At 36.7% G+C, this 22,153-nt stretch carries 24 protein-coding genes; 14 read left to right on the top strand and 10 right to left on the bottom strand.

Features of this window, described 5'->3' with window-relative positions:
• The first annotated feature begins 282 nt into the window (after window positions 1-282).
• Together PR808_RS02635 and map are read left to right on the top strand one after the other, a co-directional pair.
• Window positions 283-489, top strand: a complete 207-nt coding sequence (locus PR808_RS02635) for a ParD-like family protein (RefSeq protein ID WP_206083945.1) — start codon at window positions 283-285, stop codon at window positions 487-489.
• Complete coding sequence (gene map, locus PR808_RS02630) at window positions 482-1,252, top strand: type I methionyl aminopeptidase (RefSeq protein WP_206083946.1); 771 nt, start codon at window positions 482-484, stop codon at window positions 1,250-1,252. Before PR808_RS02635 ends, map begins: the two co-directional genes overlap by 8 nt.
• A 73-nt stretch (window positions 1,253-1,325) precedes the next feature.
• Here the strand turns inward: map and PR808_RS02625 are convergent, their stop codons facing one another.
• A complete protein-coding gene (locus PR808_RS02625; RefSeq protein ID WP_206083947.1) occupies window positions 1,326-1,757 on the bottom strand; it encodes a carboxymuconolactone decarboxylase family protein in 432 nt (143 codons plus the stop codon).
• A gap of 157 nt (window positions 1,758-1,914) precedes the next feature.
• Between PR808_RS02625 and pdxR the strand changes: the two genes are divergently transcribed.
• Both pdxR and PR808_RS02615 read left to right on the top strand, forming a co-directional pair.
• Window positions 1,915-3,384, top strand: coding sequence for a MocR-like pyridoxine biosynthesis transcription factor PdxR (gene pdxR, locus PR808_RS02620; RefSeq protein ID WP_272538638.1), 1,470 nt, complete (start codon window positions 1,915-1,917; stop codon window positions 3,382-3,384).
• Window positions 3,385-3,703: 319 nt separating this feature from the next.
• Window positions 3,704-4,987, top strand: coding sequence for a dicarboxylate/amino acid:cation symporter (locus PR808_RS02615; RefSeq protein WP_206083949.1), 1,284 nt, complete (start codon window positions 3,704-3,706; stop codon window positions 4,985-4,987).
• An 86-nt stretch (window positions 4,988-5,073) separates the two neighbouring features.
• Here PR808_RS02615 and PR808_RS02610 read toward each other — a convergent pair whose 3' ends face one another.
• Complete coding sequence (locus tag PR808_RS02610) at window positions 5,074-5,961, bottom strand: LysR substrate-binding domain-containing protein (RefSeq protein WP_272516240.1); 888 nt, start codon at window positions 5,959-5,961, stop codon at window positions 5,074-5,076.
• Window positions 5,962-6,084: 123 nt separating this feature from the next.
• Between PR808_RS02610 and PR808_RS02605 the strand changes: the two genes are divergently transcribed.
• From PR808_RS02605 to PR808_RS02585, 6 genes are all read left to right on the top strand, one after another.
• Window positions 6,085-6,819: an aspartate/glutamate racemase family protein gene (locus PR808_RS02605; RefSeq protein ID WP_272538637.1), complete on the top strand. Its 735-nt coding sequence runs from the start codon at window positions 6,085-6,087 to the stop codon at window positions 6,817-6,819.
• Window positions 6,820-7,098: 279 nt separating this feature from the next.
• A complete protein-coding gene (locus PR808_RS02600; RefSeq protein WP_206083951.1) occupies window positions 7,099-8,043 on the top strand; it encodes an SPFH domain-containing protein in 945 nt (314 codons plus the stop codon).
• Window positions 8,044-8,247: 204 nt separating this feature from the next.
• The gene (locus PR808_RS02595; RefSeq protein WP_272538636.1) at window positions 8,248-8,757 is read left to right on the top strand and encodes a DUF523 domain-containing protein; all 510 of its coding nucleotides are present in this window, start codon (window positions 8,248-8,250) and stop codon (window positions 8,755-8,757) included.
• A gap of 9 nt (window positions 8,758-8,766) precedes the next feature.
• Entirely contained in the window at window positions 8,767-9,081 is a 315-nt protein-coding gene (locus PR808_RS02590) for a hypothetical protein (RefSeq protein WP_272538635.1), read from the top strand.
• Entirely contained in the window at window positions 8,988-9,203 is a 216-nt protein-coding gene (locus tag PR808_RS20660; protein WP_404462974.1) for a GNAT family N-acetyltransferase, read from the top strand. Before PR808_RS02590 ends, PR808_RS20660 begins: the two co-directional genes overlap by 94 nt.
• A gap of 207 nt (window positions 9,204-9,410) precedes the next feature.
• Window positions 9,411-10,217: a bestrophin-like domain gene (locus PR808_RS02585; protein WP_206083954.1), complete on the top strand. Its 807-nt coding sequence runs from the start codon at window positions 9,411-9,413 to the stop codon at window positions 10,215-10,217.
• A gap of 48 nt (window positions 10,218-10,265) precedes the next feature.
• Here PR808_RS02585 and PR808_RS02580 read toward each other — a convergent pair whose 3' ends face one another.
• The 3 genes from PR808_RS02580 to PR808_RS02570 are packed head-to-tail and all read right to left on the bottom strand — an operon-like array spanning window position 10,266 to window position 12,289.
• Entirely contained in the window at window positions 10,266-11,522 is a 1,257-nt protein-coding gene (locus PR808_RS02580) for a PTS ascorbate transporter subunit IIC (RefSeq protein ID WP_272516241.1), read from the bottom strand.
• Window positions 11,523-11,533: 11 nt separating this feature from the next.
• On the bottom strand, window positions 11,534-11,821 hold the full coding sequence (locus PR808_RS02575) for a PTS sugar transporter subunit IIB (protein ID WP_206083956.1): 288 nt from the start codon (window positions 11,819-11,821) through the stop codon (window positions 11,534-11,536).
• 21 nt (window positions 11,822-11,842) lie between these two features.
• Entirely contained in the window at window positions 11,843-12,289 is a 447-nt protein-coding gene (locus PR808_RS02570) for a PTS sugar transporter subunit IIA (RefSeq protein WP_206083957.1), read from the bottom strand.
• A 230-nt stretch (window positions 12,290-12,519) separates the two neighbouring features.
• Between PR808_RS02570 and PR808_RS02565 the strand changes: the two genes are divergently transcribed.
• Complete coding sequence (locus PR808_RS02565; RefSeq protein WP_206083958.1) at window positions 12,520-13,554, top strand: LacI family DNA-binding transcriptional regulator; 1,035 nt, start codon at window positions 12,520-12,522, stop codon at window positions 13,552-13,554.
• A 246-nt stretch (window positions 13,555-13,800) separates the two neighbouring features.
• The gene (locus tag PR808_RS02560) at window positions 13,801-14,694 is read left to right on the top strand and encodes an endonuclease/exonuclease/phosphatase family protein (protein WP_272516242.1); all 894 of its coding nucleotides are present in this window, start codon (window positions 13,801-13,803) and stop codon (window positions 14,692-14,694) included.
• Window positions 14,695-14,737: 43 nt separating this feature from the next.
• Here PR808_RS02560 and PR808_RS02555 read toward each other — a convergent pair whose 3' ends face one another.
• The gene (locus PR808_RS02555) at window positions 14,738-15,040 is read right to left on the bottom strand and encodes a hypothetical protein (protein WP_206083959.1); all 303 of its coding nucleotides are present in this window, start codon (window positions 15,038-15,040) and stop codon (window positions 14,738-14,740) included.
• Window positions 15,041-16,316: 1,276 nt separating this feature from the next.
• Here PR808_RS02555 and PR808_RS02550 point away from each other — a divergent pair.
• Complete coding sequence (locus PR808_RS02550) at window positions 16,317-16,475, top strand: hypothetical protein (protein WP_272538634.1); 159 nt, start codon at window positions 16,317-16,319, stop codon at window positions 16,473-16,475.
• Between the two features lie 66 nt (window positions 16,476-16,541).
• Here PR808_RS02550 and PR808_RS02545 read toward each other — a convergent pair whose 3' ends face one another.
• Together PR808_RS02545 and PR808_RS02540 are read right to left on the bottom strand one after the other, a co-directional pair.
• On the bottom strand, window positions 16,542-18,161 hold the full coding sequence (locus PR808_RS02545; RefSeq protein ID WP_272538633.1) for an FGGY-family carbohydrate kinase: 1,620 nt from the start codon (window positions 18,159-18,161) through the stop codon (window positions 16,542-16,544).
• A 40-nt stretch (window positions 18,162-18,201) separates the two neighbouring features.
• Window positions 18,202-18,930 carry an SDR family oxidoreductase gene (locus tag PR808_RS02540; RefSeq protein ID WP_206083962.1) on the bottom strand — a complete coding sequence of 243 codons (729 nt, stop codon included), beginning with the start codon at window positions 18,928-18,930 and terminating at the stop codon, window positions 18,202-18,204.
• Between the two features lie 234 nt (window positions 18,931-19,164).
• Between PR808_RS02540 and PR808_RS02535 the strand changes: the two genes are divergently transcribed.
• Window positions 19,165-20,193: a LacI family DNA-binding transcriptional regulator gene (locus PR808_RS02535; RefSeq protein WP_272538632.1), complete on the top strand. Its 1,029-nt coding sequence runs from the start codon at window positions 19,165-19,167 to the stop codon at window positions 20,191-20,193.
• A 59-nt stretch (window positions 20,194-20,252) separates the two neighbouring features.
• Here the strand turns inward: PR808_RS02535 and fetB are convergent, their stop codons facing one another.
• The gene (gene fetB / locus PR808_RS02530; RefSeq protein WP_206083964.1) at window positions 20,253-21,029 is read right to left on the bottom strand and encodes an iron efflux ABC transporter permease subunit FetB; all 777 of its coding nucleotides are present in this window, start codon (window positions 21,027-21,029) and stop codon (window positions 20,253-20,255) included.
• 12 nt (window positions 21,030-21,041) lie between these two features.
• On the bottom strand, window positions 21,042-21,692 hold the full coding sequence (gene fetA / locus PR808_RS02525; protein WP_206083965.1) for an iron efflux ABC transporter ATP-binding subunit FetA: 651 nt from the start codon (window positions 21,690-21,692) through the stop codon (window positions 21,042-21,044).
• Window positions 21,693-22,153 lie beyond the last annotated feature (461 nt).

Genomic DNA, 22,153 nt, shown 5'->3' with positions numbered 1-22,153 from the left:
ATTTAGAATTATAAATAGATGCTAATTTATATTAGCCTTTTGCTAAATGAAACGCGAAAAGGCTAGCAAGCGAGTCAACCAAAATTTCGCAAATTGATCATAGCCGATTAACAATATAAATACTTTGACGGCGGATTCATCTTAAGCAAGTTAATAGAAAAACACCTGCTATTTTTCATGCTACTTGTGCTATTTCAATCGCCTTAGCTTTGCATTGCGATGTCATTGGTATATGATTTATTATAATTTATATATATTTTGTATTGTCGAGTCGAGGGCATTTTGGGGATCGTAAAAATTTCAGATGAACTGCATGATTATTTGCGTCATGCAAGCCAGGTGATGTCACGCTCTATAAACTCTCAAGCTGAGTTTTGGATAAAAATAGGTATGCAAGCGGAGTTAAATCCAGATAAGACATTTACAATGTTAATCAATGAGATGCTAGAAAAAGAGTTATCTGAGGTAAAAGGGAAAGTTCATGAATAATATTACAATAAAAACAGCAGAAGAAATTGAACTGATGCGTGAGTCAGGGAAACTATTGGCGCGTGTATTTAAAATGCTTGATTCAGTTATTGTACCAGGCATTTCGACCATGGAAATTAACGACAAAGTAGAACGTTATATTATTGAAGAATTACAAGCACGCCCTGCGAGTAAAGGGCAATATGGTTACCAGTATGTGTTAAATACCTCATTAAATGAAGTAGTATGCCATGGCATACCTAAGACAGATGAAATCTTAAAAAATAAAGATATCATTAATGTTGATATTACCTTGGAAAAAAATGGTTTTATTGCCGACTCAAGTAAAATGTATGTCATGCCAGATGCATCGCCACTAGCACGTAAGCTTGTTAAAGACACCTATTTTGCAATGTGGGAAGGTATTAAGCAAGTTAAGCCTGGTGCAACATTAGGAGACATTGGCTCTGCTATTCAACATTATGCAGAATCAAAAGGTTATAGTGTTGTTCGTGAATACTGTGGGCATGGTATTGGTCGCGAAATGCATGAAGATCCACAAGTACTGCATTATGGTGTTAAAGGTAAAGGCATAGAGTTAAAAGAAGGTATGACATTTACTATTGAACCCATGATTAACCAAGGGGGTATGAAAATTAAAACGAAAAAAGATGGTTGGACGGTAGTTACAAGAGATAAAAAACTGTCAGCACAATCTGAACATACCATTTTAGTGACGAAAGAAGGATATGAAGTATTAACTTTGCGTGATGAAGAAAAATAGTTTTTAAGTCTTATTATAATGAGTTTGTTAGCCAAAAGGGTAGCAAACTCATTTTGTTTGCAGTAAGTCTTAACTATTGTCTTAATGCAATCGCAATGCGATTAAATGCACTCATTAACCCAATGGCTATTGTTAAATCAGAAATCTGTACATCACTAAAATGGCGTTTTAGCTCATCAAATAAGTTATCAGGAGTGCCACTTTCGACAATATTAACAACCGCTTCAGTCCATGCTAATACGGCACGTTCTTGAACACTAAAATGATGACTTACTTGCCACCCTGCAAGGGTATCAATTTTTTTATTGCTTAGGCCAGCATTGCGTAAGGAGTTCGCATGCATATCAAGGCAAAATGCACAGCCATTTATTTGTGACACTCTTAAATAAACCAGTTCAACTAGTTCTTTACCTAATCCACTTTTATCGAGGGCGTTTTTACAATCAATGAGTCCTTTATAGGCTTCAGGAGATAATGTGTTATACGCTAATCTAAGTGCGCTCATGGTGTTTCCTCATATATTTAATCAGTAGATAAAATGCAAAGTACAGTAATAGCGATTGTTATGGGCTCATTTTAAGGTTATCTTGGCCTAGTTTAAAGGGACAAGAATGACTGAATTTACTAGGACAAGTTTCAGGTGAATGTCATTGGGGGAGCGTATGTTTTTAAAAATTGATAGCAATATTAATACACCAATTTACCTGCAAATTTACCAGAGAATTAATGAGGGAATTAAAAGTGGCCAACTAAAAGCTGGGCAGCGTTTGCCTGCAGTAAGAGTATTAGCGAGTGAACTCAATGTTGCTCGAGGTACGATTGAATTGGCATATCAGTTATTAGTTAGTGAAGGGCTACTTGAAACTAAAGGTGCGAAAGGAACCTTTATTTCCCAAACGATAAAAAACCTTCCAATAAATAAATTCAAAGATCCAGAAGACTTGTATCTTGAAGAGAAAGTTTCGAATAAGGCCGTGCTGGTAAATAATCGTTCAAAGCGGAATTTTAGTGATTATACAGTTTTAGCATTTCAATTAGGTATTCCAGCGTTAGATGCTTTTCCACATAAATTATGGGCTAGAATTTCTGCAAAAATATTACGTGATAGCCATTTTAATTTGCTAAGTTACCCTGATGTTCAAGGGCTAAAACAGTTAAGAGAAGGTTTAGCTCGTTATTTAATGATATCACGAGGAATTGACTGCTCCCCAGAACAAATATTTATTAGTTTTGGTCATCGTGCAAGTTTACAATTAATTGCTCAAAGCTTATTTACAGCAGGAGATACGGGGTGGTTTGAGGAGCCTGGCTACCATATTGCGCGTGATTTTTTACAGCAAATAGGATTAAAACTAATGCCTATAAGCGTGGACGACCAAGGGATTAATGTTACGCAAGGTGTTGAAGTGGCACCAGTAGCTAAATTTGCGCTCGTCACACCAACACATCAAAGTCCAACAAACGCAACATTAACTTTAGAACGCAGATTAGCATTACTTGAATGGGCAAACCAACAAGGTAGTTGGATAATTGAAGACGATTATGATGGTGAATTTCACTATCAAGGCCGCCCGTTACCTGCATTGAAAAGTTTGGATAGCCAAGAACGTGTTATTTACTGTGGGACGTTTAGCAAAGTATTGTACCCTGCATTACGCCTATCTTATATTGTCGTTCCTTCTAGCTACCATGATCATTTCCATTCCACGGCTATGATAATGGGGAATCAATGCCCAAGTTGGCAGCAGGAAATTACCAGCGTATTTATTCAAGAAGGTCACTTTTCCCGTCATTTACGTAAAATGCGCCATCTCTATCACCAAAGAAGATCTTTTTTAATAGAGGCGATAAAAATAAAATTGAGTGATGTTTTTGACATAGAATTACAGGCTGGTGGCATGCATCTTGTTGTCAAAATTATCAATGGAATATCGGCAATTCAATTTTCCCAATCAGCCGCATATCATGGATTAAAAGTTGAAGCTTTAGATGACTGGTTGATAAATAAAAAAGAAAGTGCTTTTTTATTATTGGGTTTTACCAATATAAAAGATAAGCAGGAAGCATTGATATTGTGTCAAAAATTAAAGGAAATTAACCTGAAGTTGTTATCATCAGGAAGATCTAAATAAAGAAAATTTGATTTATTTAAATGTGATTTATTTAGCTTAAGTTGTATTTATAGGTGGTTTTTTATTGTTTGATTTAAATTTAAAACTTAATTTTAAGCTTTGTAATTAAACTTCAATAACAAAATAAATTTATTTTTATAAACTAAATCAATAGGTTGATTTGGTTTTTCTAGGTATGCAATTTTTGCATAAGATTAAGTCCATTTGCATTTCTCTTTAAGTTAAAAAAATGTAACTATCCAAATCAGGCTCAAGAGTCGCATCCGATAAAAGGTTATAGCTCCAACTATAATTTTACATAAATAAAATAGGGGTACGAATGAACAGACATAAACTCATGAAACAAATTATGATAGCGATTGTGCTTGGTATTATATTAGGCTGGGGATGTCATAATTATGCTGCATCAGTGGAAGAAGCAAAAGATATTGCATCTTATCTCAATATTATTACTGATGTATTTTTAAGATTAATAAAAATGATTATCGCACCACTGGTTTTTGCTACGATTGTTTCTGGTATTGTTTCCATGGGAGGTTCATCTTCTGTTGGGAGTATTACCATCAAAGCTATGGTATGGTTTATTTCAGCCGCTGTTATTTCATTATTAATTGGAATGGTTTTTGTTAATGTTTTCCAATTAGGTGTGGGATTAAATTTAACAGTTCCAGCCGTTGCTGTTGATAGTGGGTTAAATACCTCTGGCTTTACATTAAAAGCGTTTATTACTCACATTTTTCCAAAAAGTTTTGCTGAAGCGATGGCAAACAATGAAATTCTACAAATATTAGTATTCTCTATCTTTTTTGGATCAGGCCTTGCGTTTATCTGCAAAGATAAAAAAAGTCCGATTGTGACATTAATCGAAGACTTGTCGCGTATCATGTTCCGTATTACAGACTATGTAATGAGCTTTGCACCAATTGCCGTGTTTGCTGCGATTGCATCTGCGGTAACAGTTGAAGGTCTAGGGTTGTTGTACGACTATGGAAAATTAATTGGTCTTTTTTATGTTGCGTTAGCCGTATTATGGGGCGTACTGTTCTTTGCAGGTTATGTGTTCCTAGGTAAATCTGTATTTAGTTTAGGAAAATTAATTCGTGAGCCTGTTGCGCTGGCTTTTGCCACCGCAAGTAGTGAATCTGCTTATCCAAAAACAATGGAAGCTCTGAATCAATATGGTGTTCCGAAAAAAGTGACTAGCTTTGTTTTACCGCTGGGTTATTCCTTTAACCTAGATGGCTCGATGATGTACCAGTCATTTGCAGTGTTATTTATTGCTAATGCGTACGGTATTGATTTGAGTATTACTGAACAAATTCTCATTTTGTTAACGCTGATGGTAACAAGTAAGGGGATGGCAGGGGTTGCTCGTGCTTCTATCGTGGTCGTTGCTGCAACATTGCCAATGTTTAGTTTACCAGAAGCAGGAATACTGTTGTTACTGGCGATTGATCAATTCCTTGATATGGGAAGAACTGCAACGAATGTGGTTGGTAACAGCATCTCTACAGCAGTTATTTCCAAGTTGGAAGAAAGAAAAGGCGGTTTCAAAGAAGACTCAGATGTGATTATCAATGAAAAAGTGACATCAACATCATAAAATTTAAGAGCGTTTAGCAATTGAAACCCTTCTGAGTTGGTTAACTTTAGAAGGGTTTTTGCTTTATTCAGATGAATAGTAGAATATTATTTACTTGTTTGGTTACGCATAAATTGCCAAAAACGTTCTGATGAAATATTGAGTCTCGCTTCTGTTCGATAAATATATACTCCCATCGTGATGGAAAGCGTGTTATCTAGGATAGCAAGTTCATTTTTTTGAAGTTCATTTTTAATTGAATAGTCTGGCAACCAGCCCACGCCACTTCCGTTAAGCACCATACGCTTCAGGACGTCGCTCATAGATGAGACAAATGATAGTTCAAAAGGCAAGTCAGTAGATTTATCCATTAATTGGTTGACTTGTCTCCCCATGTAGCTTTCATCGGTATATTTCATTAAAGGCAGGGTTGTACCATCTAATTTAAAAAGAGGTTTCTTGTTTCTGTCGCACAATGAAACGAGATGTAAACGGCTTTCAAGAATTTTCGCATGCAGAAATGGAGATGACATTAATTCTTCGTTATAGAAGGATAGAATAAAATCACTTTGCCCTTCTTTTAGCTTATGGACGGCTTCATCAACATTAATTGATTCAACAAAAAAAATCTTATCAATATTCTGTGAGAACTGGGAAATAAAATCAGGAAGAAGAAAAACAGAAAGTGAATGTGCCGCTGAGATATTAATTTTCTGCTTGTCGTTATCGACACCTTTAATTCTATTTATTTGAAAATAGATATCATCAAGTAAGTTTCTAGCATAAACAATGAAGCTTTTTCCTTGTGGGGTGAGCTGCAATGGATTGGTGTTTCTATCAAATATTTCAAAACCAACAGAGGATTCGATAGATTGAATTCTTCGACTAAAGGATGATTGCGATATATTTCTTTTCTCTGCCGCTAAAGTAAAACTTCGACATTCTTCTAGAACAACAATATCGTGCAACCATTTAATTTCTAGATTACTGATCATTGTATCCTCTTTTGATTATAGTTATTTATTTCCTATGCAAATTTAGCATAACTTATAGAAACTCTGCAATTACGAAAGGTGATCATTATGCGATTATATTATTATATTTTATGGGGGCGGATTATGAAAAAAATATTAGGCATACTCGGGGGAATGGGGCCAGGTGCAACGGCAGATGCATTTTATAAATTAATCAATAATACTAAAGCATCTAAAGATCAGGAGCACATACCTGTTATTATTGTCTCAATTCCTGATATTCCAGATAGAACAGAAAATATTATTTATGATGGACCATCACCACTACCTGCGATGATAAACTCATTAAAACTACTTGAGAATGCAGGGGTTTCTTGTATTGTTATGCCTTGCAATACCGCGCATTATTGGTATGAGGATTTAATGAAGGAAGTTAAAATTCCTTTTATTAGCATTATAGATGCAGCATGTAAAAATATTATTTCTAATAAAATTAGAAAAGTAGCTTTATTAGCAACGACAGCAACAATACGTACGAAATTATACCAGGAAAAGCTCAGTTTGAATAATGTGGAGTGCATTGTTCCTGATGAGATTAATCAGTATAAAATAATGCAAAGTATTATTGCCTATAAAGCAGGTGATATTGATAAAGCAAAGGAGTTAATTTATCCCTATATTAATATGCTAAAGTCTGATGGCGTAAATAAATTTGTTATGGGATGTACAGAGATACCTTTAATTTTAGATGAGGTAGTTAATTGCTCACCCGATGAATTCATTGATGCTACTGAGGCTTTAATCAAAGAGGCTATTGATTGGTATAATTTTGGTGATGAACGATTTGAAAAAGAAATGATAAATGAGAATTATCAATAGTTATTTTAATTGTTTCGTATAGCCAACATCAGGGTGATTTTTAAATTTAACTATTAAATTAATATAAATTTAATAGGTGGGTGTTATTTAATTTTTTTATTTATGGGCAGATAAATAAACTGAAGATCTATATGTTTCATTGACATATTTTAGTTGTAAAAAAACATTTTTTTAATTTATTTGAAAGTTTAGGACTTTTTTAACTTGTAGTTAATGGGAGAGTAGCGACAATAGACGTTTTATTATAATTATTAGTTATTGTCAGATAGGGATCTACTCATGCAATTTAAATCGATGGTTAAATTGGTTATTGGCGCAGCGGTGCTGCTTGTTCTTGGATTGGTTGGGATTAACTCATATACTATCGTTCAAGATGGGTCAGTGAAAGTTGGAACATTTTTAGGAAAAGTGGATCCTGTAGCATATGATGCTGGACTGCACTTCCCTATTAACCCATTTACAACTTTCGATACGTACTCAACGAAAGATATTCGTGTTTCGTTAAAGGAACTTCGAGTTCCTTCACAAGATAAATTAAAATCAATTGTTGATATTACCGTAATGTTGCAATTTGATGGTGCAAAAGCCCCTGTATTGCGTATTAATGGTGGTACCGAGAGTGAAGCATTGGATAAATATGTACGCCAAAAGTTAATCTCGACAATTTTAGAATTTGGTAAAGATGTGGCAAACGCGCAAGATCTTTATACTGCAGATACGCAAAGAAAATTACAAGACTCTATTAGAGACGCAATTCAAAGCTATGCATCGCCATATGGTTACACGATTAAAGAAATTATGATCCAAGATATTACTTTGCCAGAGGTGGTTCAAGAGCAAGTGGTTAATACTAAAATGCGCCAAGAGCAAATTAACCAAGCGAAAGCAGAAGCAGAAAAAGAACGTGAGTTAGCACAGAAGAAGGTTGTCATTGCAGAAGCTGAACGTGAGTCTGCGGAGCAACAAGCTATAGCTAGAGAACGTAATGCGCAAGCAAATGCATTTGCAATGCGCCAAGAGGCGGATGCAAAATTATATGCAGCACAAAAAGAATCAGAGTCTAATGCAATATTACAGCGCACAATCACCCGCGAAATGATCAATTGGAAACAGTTAGAGATTGAACAGATTAAAGCGCATAAATATAAAGGTGAAGTGCCTAATATTGTTGTTGGTGCTGATTATGATGGCAAGATGATTATGGATATGCGCAGTAATCAATAAGCTAGTTTTATAAGGCTAAATAAAAACAGAAACCCATTTTTATGAAGTGACCCCAAATAGTTGGATAACCAATTACTGGGGTTTTTTTCTATTTAAAATAAGCATTATTGGCGCGAAGAGCCAGTATGAAACAGTGTTTAATAGCCACTATTATGATATTAAATGCAAAAATTCTGAGATGAAATAACCAATGATGAGGTTAACGTGATAGCGGTCAGTTCATGTTTATTAGGATTTTGTGTAAGGTATGATGGTAAGCATCAGCTTTATACACCTTTAAAACAACTTTATGATGCAGGAAAAGTGATTAGCATCTGCCCTGAAGTGTTTGGTGGGTTACCCACACCACGAGCACCCGCTGAAATTATGGGTGGTAATGGCAATGATGTCCTATTAGGTCAAGCAAAAGTCATTGATAGTGAAAGCGTTGATCTTACTGAAGTCTTTATTGAAGGTGCTAAGATCGCATTAAAAAAAATACAAGATTTAAATATTCGTTTTGTTGTTCTTAAGGCAAATAGTCCATCGTGTGGTAGCCAACAGATTTATAGTGGTGAGTTTAATGGTTCACTAAAAGACGGTATGGGTGTGTGCGCGGCCTTATTTAGACAAAATGGTATCCAAATTTTGGATGAAAACTCCCCAAATTTAATTGAAGTGGTCAATGCTTTATTTGATCAGGAAAACGTAAAAACGGAGGTAGATAATTTATGATACAAATCCGTGCTGTCGATAAATTCAATTTTTGGGATGTTGGGGGAACTCACTTCTAATGCGGATGGAGTTGCTACTGTTTTAGAGGAATATATCTGTTGCAATGCCTTTTCAATCGCAGAGTCTCACTTCTATCCTGAATATCAGCCGCGTGCGCTTTACCAAGGGGAAGTATTGATAGGCTTTTTTATGTACAAAATATTAGCTGATAAACCGAATGAAGCCTTTATCTGTCGTTTTATGTTAGACCTCAAATTTATTGGCCAAGGATTAGGCAATCAATCTTTTTTGCGATCGTTGAATATCTCAAACGGCTCGGAATAAAAAGGATTTCTTTGGGTTTAGCGGTTGAAAACAATATAGCTAAGAAAGTATATATGAATCATGGCTTTAAGTTTACAGGTGAAATAGTGAATGAAGAGCATATTTATACGGTTGAACTTTAAAATACTTTTATTTTTACACCTAGGTTAAATTCATGTTTTATAATGCTAGCGTGAGGATTATTTTCGCTTAACACAGAATTATTAAGGTCATTATTGGATGCCTTATCAGTGTTTTCGTTTGAATATAATGTGGATCTGTTTGTCTGCTAGATAGTTATCTTATAGATATGGTATATCATCGGAAAATAAATCTGATGAGTTAACATAATGTTTAATATCTCTGAGTTGATTAATGATTCGCCAATAGATTCGATTCTTTTATTTGTAATCACGTTTGTTTTGTTAATTTTATCTGCTTACATTGGCAAATATATTTTTAAGCGTAAATCAGTTCATGAAGAAATTGCTGATGATGAAGCTAAAATTATTCTCGGGGCAATTTTATCACTGTTAGGTTTGCTAATTGGCTTTGTGCTCTCTATTTCTATTAATGGCTATAATAACCGCCAACAGACAGAAGAAAATGAAGCTATCGCGATTGGTACAGCATATCAACGTGCCCAGCTATTGAATGCTGATGATCGAAATAAAGCATCCCACCTTATCCAGCAATATTTAGAAGCGCGTGTTGAGTTTTTTAAATCAGGGATCAGTGATGAAAATAACCAATGGCGCATGGTCTCGCTAGAGAAACAAAACCAGCTTTGGGAAATTGCTGTCAAAGAAGCAAATCAATCACCAAACCCTGTTGTTGCCTCCGTATTAAGCGCATTTAGTGATCTTTATCTTTCTCAGCAAAAAACAATGGCAAGTTGGCGGCATCAAATTCCGAATGCGACTTGGTTTCTCCTCATCTTTTTTGCTGTCTGTTCCAATGTCCTTATTGGCTACAATATTCGCGGTACTAAGGGGAAAAATTGGCTGATCCTAATTTTACCCTCATTAACCACATTGGCATTATTCATGATTGCTGAAATTGATGTGCCAGGAGAGGGGATGATCCACGTTGTTCCTGATGACTTAGTTTTATTGCAGGAATTCTTATTTAAGGATGGTGCATGGTTGGGAAAGTAGAATAGAAATAAAGCTCCCCAAGTAAGATATCTTGGGGAGCTTATTAGATTAGCGAACAATAATACCTAATAAAATTCCGATAGCACCAAAGTCAGCATCACTGAATGTTGTATTTGCGATACCAATATCCCCAAGTACAGGTAATAAGAATACAGGTAAGAAGGTGATTAGTAAGCCTTGCGCAAATGCACCTAAAATAGCGCCACGGCGACCGCCTGTTGCGTTACCAAATACCCCAGCTGCAGCTCCTACAAAGAAGTGTGGTACAACACCTGGAATAATCACTGTCATATTCAAGGCATATAATAAGAACATGCCGATGACGCCCGCTGCAAAGCTACTTAAGAAACCGACTAATACGGCGTTTGGGGCATAAGGGAATACCACTGGGCAGTCTAATGCAGGTTTTGCATTTGGCACGAGTTTGTCTGATATTCCTTTAAATGCAGGAACAATTTCAGCAATGACCATACGCACACCTTGCAGGATAATGTATACCCCAGCTGCGAAGGTAATAGACTGCATTAATGAGAACATAAACCAGTTTTTGCCGCCACTGACTTCACGCACAAAATCACCGCCCGCAAATAAGCAAGTAATGATAAAGATGATGAACATAGTGAATGAAATAGCCACAGGTGTATCACGTAGGAATAGCAAGCTTTTTGGTACATTCATATCTTCTGTTGAATGTTCTTTATTACCAAATTTGCTCCCAATAAAACCTGCTAATACATAAGAAATGGTTGAGAAGTGCCCAATAGCAACGTCGTCAGAGCCTGTAACTTTTTTCATATATGGGTGTGCGATGGCAGGGAAGAACACCATACAGAAGCCCACAATTAAAGAGCCAACAGTCACCAGCATAGTTCCTTCCATTCCTGCCGTTGCTAGAATAACGGCGATCATCATCGACATGAATAATGTGTGGTGACCTGTCAGGAAGATGAACTTCCATGGTGTTAAGCGAGCAATCAAGATATTGATTAACATCGCAAAGAACATGATCATTGCCATCTCACGGCCAAAGCTTTTTTGTGCAATAGACACAATGGCTTCATTGTTAGGTACTACACCGTTGATGCCAAAAGCATGTTGGAAGATGGCAGAGAAATCACCCAATGAGCTAACCACTAAACCTGCACCAGCACCTAAGATCACAAAACCCATAATGGTTTTAATGGTACCTTTAATGCATTCTGTTACTGGTTTTTTCTGTGCAATCAAACCGATAAGAGCAATAAGACCGACTAAAATAGCAGGTTCAGATAAAACATCCTGCATCAGAAAACGAAAAAATGACATAGAGCCTCCGTTTACATCGCACCAAGTTTTTGTAATGCAGCAGTGAGGCGCTCTTTCATGGCAACTTTATCAATCATATTTTCCAGTGCGACGATTTCACCACCCACTTGTTGAGCAACAAGCTGCTCTGCAATATCACTTGTACCAACAAAAATATCACTAACAGTGCCTTTTGCTGAGCCTAAATCCACATGGTCAACTTCAGCACTGACTTGCATGTCTTTTAAAATATTTTTGATGCTCATTTCCATCATTAAACTGGTGCCTAAGCCATTTCCACAAACAACGGTGATTTTCATAATGTTTACCTTAATATGTAATTATTCGTATTTAGCGATGATTTGAAGAATGTCATCGACGTTTTCTGAGTGCATGATGCTATCAATATCTTCTTGATTATCAAAAAGTTCAGCAAGTTTTGCGATAGCCCCGATGTGACTATTGCTATCTGTAGCAGCAAGAACGATAAGCAGTTTGATTGGGTCGTTGCCATCTGAACCGAACTCAACGCCTTGTTTAATCACGGTTAAACCAAGGGATAGCTGGTTTACACCATCTTCAGGACGAGCATGAGGCATGGCAATCCCTGGGCCTAAGACATAATAAGGGCCAATCTTTTCATGTGATTTGATAATCGCATCGATATATTGCGGTTCGATTAACTTATTATTAATTAATGGTTTACAGGCGATTTTGATCGCATCTTGCCAATCTGTGGCACTTTCGACGACCTGAATAACGTTCGAGGTCAGTAAAGTCGTAAGCATCGGGTTGCTCCTGGTTGGTTAAATTTTTATCTTTTTAATGGTTGAGTGAATAGTAGTGATCTATGGTAGCGCTATCTAGCTGATTTGTTCATTTTCGTGATAGCGCTATCATTTTGAATAAATATTGCGAACAAAGGCTAAATGAATAGACTTGTAAGCTGATTAACAAATTCAACCTGTGCTAAGTTAGTGTTGTTGAATAATAAGTTTAGGCTAAATAAAAGTATTACATGCAAAAAACACGAAAAAGAAAAAATACAGGGCGAGTGACATTACAGGATGTCGCTAAATACGCAGGCGTTGGCTCTATGACGGTATCTCGTGCTTTGCGAACGCCTGAGTTAGTATCAGATAATTTGCGTGAAAAAATTAACGCAGCCGTTGAGGAGCTTGGTTATATTCCAAATTCTGCCGCGGGGATTTTAGCTTCAGGGCAAAGCCGAACTGTTGCCGTGTTAATTCCTTCTTTGCGTGACAATGCGAGTTCAGTTTTTTTGCAAGCATTACAGGAAGTGCTTAACAAAAACACTTATCAAGTTGTGATTGGTAGCCACGATTATCAGCAGAAAAAAGAATCAGAAGTTTTATCGACCTTATTACAAAGTAACCCTGCGGCGCTGATCATATTTGGTGCAGTTAATTCACAAAGCGTTTTTAATTACCTTAAAAATTTAGATATTCCAGTTATTAACGTGGCTGGGGAATCCAGTCATCCTGTTACTTTGAATATTAAAAGTAACATTGGCGAAGCGGTTAATTTTTTAACCCATTTTTTGCTACAAAAAGGCTATAAAAAAATAGGCTATATCGGGGCTCAGATGGATAGCAAAATGCAAAGCCAACAGCTGAGCGGTTGGAATAAGGCGATGCTAGCTTATAACCAAAGTGCTGAACAAAGCATTACTACGCCGTATGTCGCAACAATGGACTTTGGCCGTCAGGCGATTAGTGAAATGTTAACACGGCAACCAGAACTTGAAGCTGTTATTTGTAGTCATGAAATGATAGCACTTGGTGTGCTTTTTGAGTGTCAAAGGCGGTTAATACAAGTACCAAAAATGCTAGCGCTTGCCTGCGTAGAAGGCTCATCAAATTGCGACCATATCCAGCCATCACTTACATCTGTCCGTATTGATTACAGTAAAATGGCGCGAGAAACGGCTAAAAAATTACAGAAGTGGTTAGCCGATCCTGATACTGACTTTTCTGAAACTCAAGATGAAATCATTTTTCCCTATAAGTTTGAAGCCAGACAAAGTGCATAAAATATAACTCTCCAGTTTAAATTAACGTTTCAGTATGAAATTTAATCTCTAGCCGACAAGATATAGTGGTATAAATCACTTTTTGATGAAAAATAGGATTGTTTTTTTGTATCTCGAAATAAGATTGTCGGCTGGGTCACTGTATCCTATTTATTCCCTGCTAATGTATAAAGAGGGCGGTTAACTGCCTGCATATTAGAAGTCTATTACTCGATGAATTGATTGAGTCATTACTGGGGAGTCACCATGAAATTTCTTAAAACTGTTATTTCAACTGCGATTTTAGTTTCTTGTAGTGTTAGTGCTGCAACAACAGGTTCTGAAGTCTTAAAAGTACAAGATGGCGGTACACCGAATAAAGTCTACACAGCAAATAAACCAACCATTAAAGTCGCAACTTACAATATTGGTAAAAATGAATTAGCTCAAGATGTGGCGAATTTAGATAATTTGAGTAAGGCAATTGGTAAGATAGACGCAGATGTTATTGTTTTAACGGAGATTGATAATAAAACTGCGCGCAGTAAAAAAGTTCATCAGCTAGAAGAAATCGCGAAAGCGAATAAGATGGATTTTGCTTTTGGTAAAGCATTGGATTTCGATGGTGGTGAATATGGGGTCGGAATTTTATCAAAATATAAAATAGATAAATCCCAAGTTGTTAATTTGCCATCAGGTGATGCAGAGCAGCGTGTGGTATTAATCTCTCAAATAACTAAGCCTGGTTTTGATGCACCGATTATTGTGATGGGCACACACCTTGACTGGCAAAAAGATCCGACCATTCGTATCGGTCAGGTTCGTCATATTTTAGATGCGAGTATCGGTGATACAGATACAGGTTTTGATAATATCGCGGCTTCAATAAAAATATTAGCAGGGGACTTTAATTCCACGGCAAATGAGCAGCCTATTCAGGAAATTCGTTATATGTGGAACCCTGTCGAGAAGCAAGGGGTTGATTATCGTAGTTGGCCAGCAGTAAACCCAGCGATTGATATTGACCATATTTTCACATTTAAAGGTCAAGTATGGGATGTGAAGAATATGCAGATCCCAACTGACAGTGAAGAGTTCCAATGGTCGAGTGTTAGCGACCATCTTCCAATTATTGCTGAGTTGGAATTACAGGAGCAATAAATAAACTTGATGTTTATAAGCTAGGCCCCTTATGGGGTCTTTTTTATTTTTTTTCTATAGAGTTTTTCAATAACCTTTGTCTTTCAATATAACGCTTTTCAACAATGAGCAGATATTCCTCAATAGTTTGATAGATTTTTTCACGGGGTATAGAGACTAAGCTGTTATCACTTATAGCATCAGTCGTTTTATAGACAAAATCAGACATGAAGTCTGCAATGCTTTTAAATTGATTAGCCACATGTGTGTAGTAATACTGGTAGACATAGGATTCTTGTGAATGGCTGAGCTCCGTATTATTCGTGAGATTGTTTGTTGCAAGCAATAGTAGTTGAATGTTAGTCATGGAATCCCCTTTTATAGGCGGAAAATATTACCTGATTTTATAATTTTGTTTTGTCAATATTCGTCGGATAATTTTATGTTTTCGTTAAATACTTAGAGTTTGTAAGAATATTCTGTATTTTTGGCGATTTATGATATGACAGGACAAGGATTAATAACTTTATATTAAAAATGCAATAGTGTTTTAAATTAAAATTAAGTTAAATATTCTTATGATTGTTATGTTAATATATTGTTATTTATTTTTGTTTTTCAAGCTGTTAATAAAGCCCAGTCTGCAATGTTTTTATTTTTATTTATAATAATCAGTGTGTTATGCATTATTGGTTTGAGGGTTTTGCAGTTTTGTTAATAAGAAATATAAAATAATAGGAATAAAAAATATCCTAAAAGATATTTTGACTGATAAAGAAATTAATTATTCAATTAATTTTATCCATTTGAATTTATTGTGTTTTTCTATTTTTTTCTTCTTGTTTTAATTTTAGTTGATTAAAAGAGAGTATATGTTAGATATTTTGTTTACGCATTATCTGGGTATTATTACGCATAATTGGAGTTTATTCACAATTGGCAACATTATTATGTACATTGTATTATTTAATAATATATTCAATATAAGTAATATTAAACAGTATTAAACTGTTAAGGTGAATTATTGTTTCTGGTTCTGTAAGTATGAAACCTTTGCTGTATAAAAAATACAAATTGCAACAGTTAATCTTTAAGGTACTATTTATATTCAAGGTTTAATACTGGTATACTTACTCATGTAATGGGTAAAATGAAGTATAAATACGGGTTTGGTCGCATTGATTAGAGTAAATCGATTTTTTTGCTAACCATAATTTTTATCTATAATAGATATTAGAGATAGTAGCGTTCTAATAAGATATTCTTATGTGGATTATCAATCCTATTATTAAAATAATTATTACTTTCTTACAATTAACTAAATATATCTACTTACATACCTTTTATGCAAAGGTGTGGTGAACAATTTTGGTCAATTGGATGTGTTACTGTGTTTATGAGAGCTTAACTATATGAACATAATCAAATTGCTCACAATTCTATTGTTAACGGGGTGCTCTTTTATTTTGGGGGTCACTCTGAACTATTCCCCAACTCCTGATTTGGTCAAAATGGCAAAGGCTAATGTAGAGGATTATCTGTCATATCCTGAATCGGCTTCTTTTCGAAATGTGAAATATAATTTCATTCGACAAACAGCCAACAAAGGAGACTTAGGCTATGTCTGTGGAGAGGTATTTCGTGTGAAGAATGCGCGGTTAGAGGGCTATAAAAAGTTTGTTGTGAAAGCCTATAATGATAAGAATGGAAGAGTCACGATGTCCATACCACTTGTGGAAGGGGATTATGACTTATTACCAATGGAAATGATGAATTCGTTATGGGACAAGTATTGCTTCTAATTATGTGTACGAAAAGCACTCAATAAAGAAAGCCAATTGGCTTTCTTTAAAGGGTGATATGTGAGTTTATCCTCTTAGTTCTCTCGCACATTGCTGAAGCTGTAAGAAGGAAGCGAAACGTAAATCATGACGTGTTTGATAGCTTTCCTCTGCATAATAAGTTAAATCAATTTCACTAAATTGATCCATAGCTTGGGCGACGTTATCACAAATTTTACCCGCGACGGCACCTAAAATGGCTGAACCAAGTAAAACAGGTTCACTCGCTTGTGTAGAAATCACGGGAACGCCACATGTATCTGCTAATAACTGGCGAATTAATGGATGCTGTCCTGCGCCACCACTCACCACAATATTTTCAATTGCAGCGCCTGATTTTGCTTGTGCTTCAATGATTTGCCTTAAGCCATAACCAATACCACACACACCAGCAACATAAAATGACAGCAGATTTTCTAAGCTATTGTCCATGGTAAGGCCTGCAATTACCGCCCTTGCATGTGGGTCAGCGAATGGTGCGCGGTTACCTAAAAACTCAGGGACAACGTGAATTTTTTCAGCGAGTTCAACAGACTGAGATGCAGAGACCGTTTTTTCTAACACAAGGTCAGCTAAATAGACGGGAAGTGGTTTTCCTTGCTCTTTTGCGGTAATTTTTGCACTTATGCAAGCAGGGTGAAGGGAAAGAAGTTGATCAATCGCAGCGCCAGCGGCACTTTGCCCACCCTCGTTTAACCACATACCTGGTACCATCGCACTGTAATAAGGCCCCCAAACACCAGGTATGAAAACAGGCTCTTTAGTCGTTGTCATTGTGCAAGATGAGGTTCCGAAAACATACGCCATGTTGGCTGTTGCATCACCATTGACACCCACTGTACCAATCCCCCCTGCATGGGCATCAATCATGCCTGATGCAACAGGGGTACCGACTAATAAGCCCATCTGTTTTGCTGCATCGTTCGTTAAGCCAGAACCGCAAGGAGTGCCTGGTTCAACAATCAATTGGCCAATACGAGCAAATTTTTCATCAGCAAGTTCAGATAAACCAATTTGATGGAAGTAATCAGTATCCCAACGTTTTTCATGAGCGAGATAAGTCCATTTACAGGTGACTGTACAGGTTGAGCGAGCTAACGAGTCAGTTGATTTCCATGTTAAGAAATCAGCCAAATCAAAAAACTGCCATGCTTTTTCATAGGATTGAGGCAGGTTTTCTTTTAACCATAAAATCTTTGGCGTTTCCATTTCTGGGGAGATCTTACCCCCCACATAATTTAAGACAGGATGTTTTAGCTGATTAATACGTTCAGCTTGTTCTGTGGCGCGGTGATCCATCCAGACAATAATATTACGGTCTGGATCAGCACTTGGGCTAACGGAAATAGGCTGTTTATCGTGGCCAATCACGACGAGTGAACAGGTTGCATCGAAGCCAATTCCTGCGACCTGTTGTGGTGAAATATTTGAAGTTGCTACAGCTTGCTTAACACAATAACAAACTGCCTCCCAAATTTGGTTACTGGACTGCTCTGCGAAATGAGCACTGTCGCGGTAGAGTGTAATATCGTGTTTAGCAGATGCTAACATTTTGCCTGTCATGTCGAATACACCCGCGCGTGCACTGCCTGTACCAACATCAATGCCTATAACCACTTTATCATTTTGAGGGGTTGAATGTTGCATTTTACCTCCAAAAATTAATCATTATGAACTAAGAAAAACGCTACAGATCAACACTGTTTGGCACAATGACAAGGTCACGGACAGTGACATGTTTTGGACGAGTTAACATAAAGAGTACCGCTTCAGCCACTTCAATAGGTTGCATTAAGCTGCCATTTGCCAGTGCTTCTTCCATTTTTTCTTTTGGCCAATCATCTAATAACGCAGTGACTACAGGGCCTGGTAAAACGGCACCCACACGAACACCGTGTTCTGAAACTTGGCGGCGAGTTGAGTGAACAAAAGCTTGAACCGCAAATTTAGACGCGGTGTAAATGGGTTCCCAAATAACGGGCACAACGCCTGCGATTGAGCTGGTAAATAATACATCGCCAGATTTTTGGGCAATAAAATGAGGTAAAACGGCACGAACACTACGGAAGGCAGCATTAATATTGAGATTTAAAACTTTATCCCAAACATCTGGATCGCCTTCTGCCACAGGGCCACCAATATAAGCACCTGCATTTGCATGAAAAATATCTAAACGGCCTGCTTTAGCGAGGATTGCATCTAGCATGCCATCGACTTGTTTTGTGTTCATTAAATCAATGACTAGAGGGATCGCATTTTCGCCTAGTTCAGCAACAAGTTGATTTAATCTATCTTCAGCACGGTCAATTAGAACCACTTTGACACCTGCATTGATCAGCGTGCGAGCACATTCAAGACCAATGCCAGATGCTGCGCCCGTAATTGCTGCGACTTTGTTTTCAATGGAAATAGCCATAATGATTTACTCCAATCGGATTTTAGCGGAAAAGTAAGTGAAAAATAATGAAATCAATGAGATGACAATGAGTCACGGGAATGGTTAAGGTGGCTGCATAGGATGGATTGATATTAAGTCTTTTTCATTATACCAACTCATGCTTCATCAATTTCAATATTGCTCAATCGATGGAGCAGTATTGCGACTTTTTTACTTTGGTGTCAAGCTAGGAAAAAATGGAGATATGAATCTGTGACAAAGATCAGACAAAATAAGAAAACAACGATCTATGACCTTGCGGAATTGGCGGGTGTTTCAGCGAGTGCCGTGAGTGCTGTGCTCAATGGAAATTGGCAAAAAAGGCGTATTAGTGCGCAATTGGCTGAAAAAGTGATGCGCATTGCGCAGGAGCAAAATTACTCAGTTAATAAACAAGCTAGCTTACTACGCAGCAATAAATCAAAAATCATTGGTATGCTGGTGCCAAAATATGATAACCGGTACTTTGGCTCTATAGTGGAACATTTTGAAGAAATGGCACGAGAAAGGGGGCTGTTTCCGATTATTACCTGTACGCGCCGTGATCCTAAATTGGAGATAGAAGCTGCACGTACCATGTTATCTTATCAGGTGGACTGGCTGATTTCGACAGGGGCAACGAACCCAGATAAAATCACACAAATTTGTCAATCTTCTGGCGTACCGACACTAAATTTAGATCTACCAGGCACATTAGCAGCATCAGTGATTTCAGATAATTACCTTGGTGCAAAAAAACTCACTCAGCGTATTTTAAGTAAAAAAAGCCGTAGTCAAGTATTAAACCAGCCGCTAATTTTTATTGGTGGGCGTGAACATGACCATAATACACGTGAACGTATACGCGGATTCATTGATGCGCATAATGAAATGGGTATTACGGTTCCAAATGAAAATATTTTAGCGTGCGGCTATGCGCCTGAAAAAGCAGAAAAAGCATTGTCCACTTTTATTAAGAAACGCAGTGAAAATCTGCAAAAAATAGCCCAAGGTGGCCTATTTATTAACTCCACTATTTCATTAGAAGGGGTAATGCGTTGGTTAGGAACACAAGGGTATACAGGTGAAAATCAACCTAATTTGGGATGCTTTGACTGGGATCCATTTGTCGCGTTGCTAGGTAATGATATTGAGATGGTAAAACAGGACGTACCCACAATGCTCAATCATATTTTCAAATTGATTGATGATGGAAATAGTCAGGCACAATTGATTGAAGTATTACCTGTAGGTATAGGATAAATGCAGAATATAAATTAAGTGTTACCTGTGGTAAAACAGGCAACACAAGGCTCTGAGGGTTATTTATTTAAAGTTTCAACCAATAACTGATGACGTTGATTATAAAATTTAATATAGGTCATATAGCCTGCTAATATTGTCGAAAGACTCGCGGTGGCTAATAACATAAAGGTTACCATAATTTGGTATTTTACGGCTTGTAGTGGGTCGACCCCTGCAAAAATCAATCCAGACATCATTCCTGGTAGGCTAACAATACCAACAGTCTTTGCCGAATCAACCGTGGGGATTAACGAGGCGCGAATACTTTCCCGAATGATTGATGCAGAAGCTACTTTAGGGGTTGCTCCAAGGCTTAACATTTCTTGAATTTGCTGCTGTTGGCTGGCAAATCGTTGCCCTAAATTATTAAAGCAGAGCCCGACGGCTATCATCGCATTTCCTGCAATCATCCCTGTAATCGGTATGACTTGCATTGGTGTAAACGCAATGGCTTTAGTGAGAATTAAAACCAGTAGAGTGAGGAAAGTACCTGAGGTAATAGCAACGAAGGCTGTGAGATAGATTTTATCTAAATACTTACTACGTTTTTTGGCATTCCACGCAGCATTGACACAAATAAATAGCACCAACGCTACAGTGAGAAGTTCATGATCAACGTTAAAAATATATTTTAAAATATAACCAGCTATCAATAATTGAACAATAGCGCGACAAGTACTCCAAATAATATCTTTTTCCAAAGAAAGCTTTTCTTTGTGACTAATAAAAATCGCTACTAAGACTAACATGATAGAAAAAGTGAGCGACTCATTGGAAATGGTAGGCTGATGCACGATGATATCCTATTATTTAGCCAGATAAACGGGAAGGGTGATGACTTCATTTGCATGGGCAATTTCATCTTGGTCGTGAGTAACCCATAAAACTCCAATACCTTTTTCTATAGCCAGTTTGTGAATTAACTCATTCACCTTCACTTTATTTTCTTCATCTAGGGCACTCGTAATTTCATCTAACAATAAAATTTGGGGAAGAAACTGTAAATTTCGAATTAATGAAATGCGCTGTTTTTCGCCCCCAGAAAGCTCATTAATTCCTTTTTCAAGGATGGTTTCAGGTAATGAAAAATACTGTAAGTCACTGATAATTTTTGTTTTATCAAAAGGCTGCTTTCTGATTTGGTAAGGGAAAACGACATTATCATACACTGTGGCCCCGAATAATGAGGGGGTTTGGGTGCAATAAGATACTTGCTGGCGATAGGTCTCAGGAGAGAGTGCATTAATGTCTTGCCCGTTAAAGAGGATATTTCCTTGAGTTGGAGAAATTAGGGATGCCACAATTTTTAATAAAGTGCTTTTTCCGCAACCTGATGGCCCCGTGATTAATTTAAATTCACCTGCACGTAGGTTAATCTGCACATTATCAAGAATAGTTTTTCCATCAATCGAATAGCTAATATCCTTTAGTTGCAGTAGTGAGCAGTTTTTTTCCATTTTTCCATGACCTATGTAATCAATTCACGTGATTAACGCGAATGAGAGCTATTTCTTCATTTTATCTGATATCAGCATGTTAGTTTTGTCTGATATCAATTTAGATATAACTAATAGTATGCGCTAGTTATTGTGAAATTTACACTGCATTATGTAAAGGCAGATTATTTAAGGTCAGTTTGAATACGATTATTATGTGTATATGATGTTATTTTAGGCAATAAAAATTATTGGATGATTTTAAAATAGATAACAAATAATCAAATGAAATTTTATTTTGAACATATGTTCTTATGACTTTTATTATTATTTAAATAATGGGATGTGGCGCTTTATTTTAAATGATGGATATAGCCATAACATTTAAATAATAATATATTATCTTAATTAAATAACGACACGTTTATAGGTCATTAGGGTTTTGAAAGAGACTCAATATCTATATTTCCCAGTTTTATATA

This window comes from Providencia sp. PROV197, from assembly GCF_028479625.1.
Lineage (GTDB): Bacteria > Pseudomonadota > Gammaproteobacteria > Enterobacterales > Enterobacteriaceae > Providencia > Providencia vermicola.
Note: the sequence above shows the minus strand (reverse complement) of the source record. Positions and strands in the feature narration are given on the sequence as shown.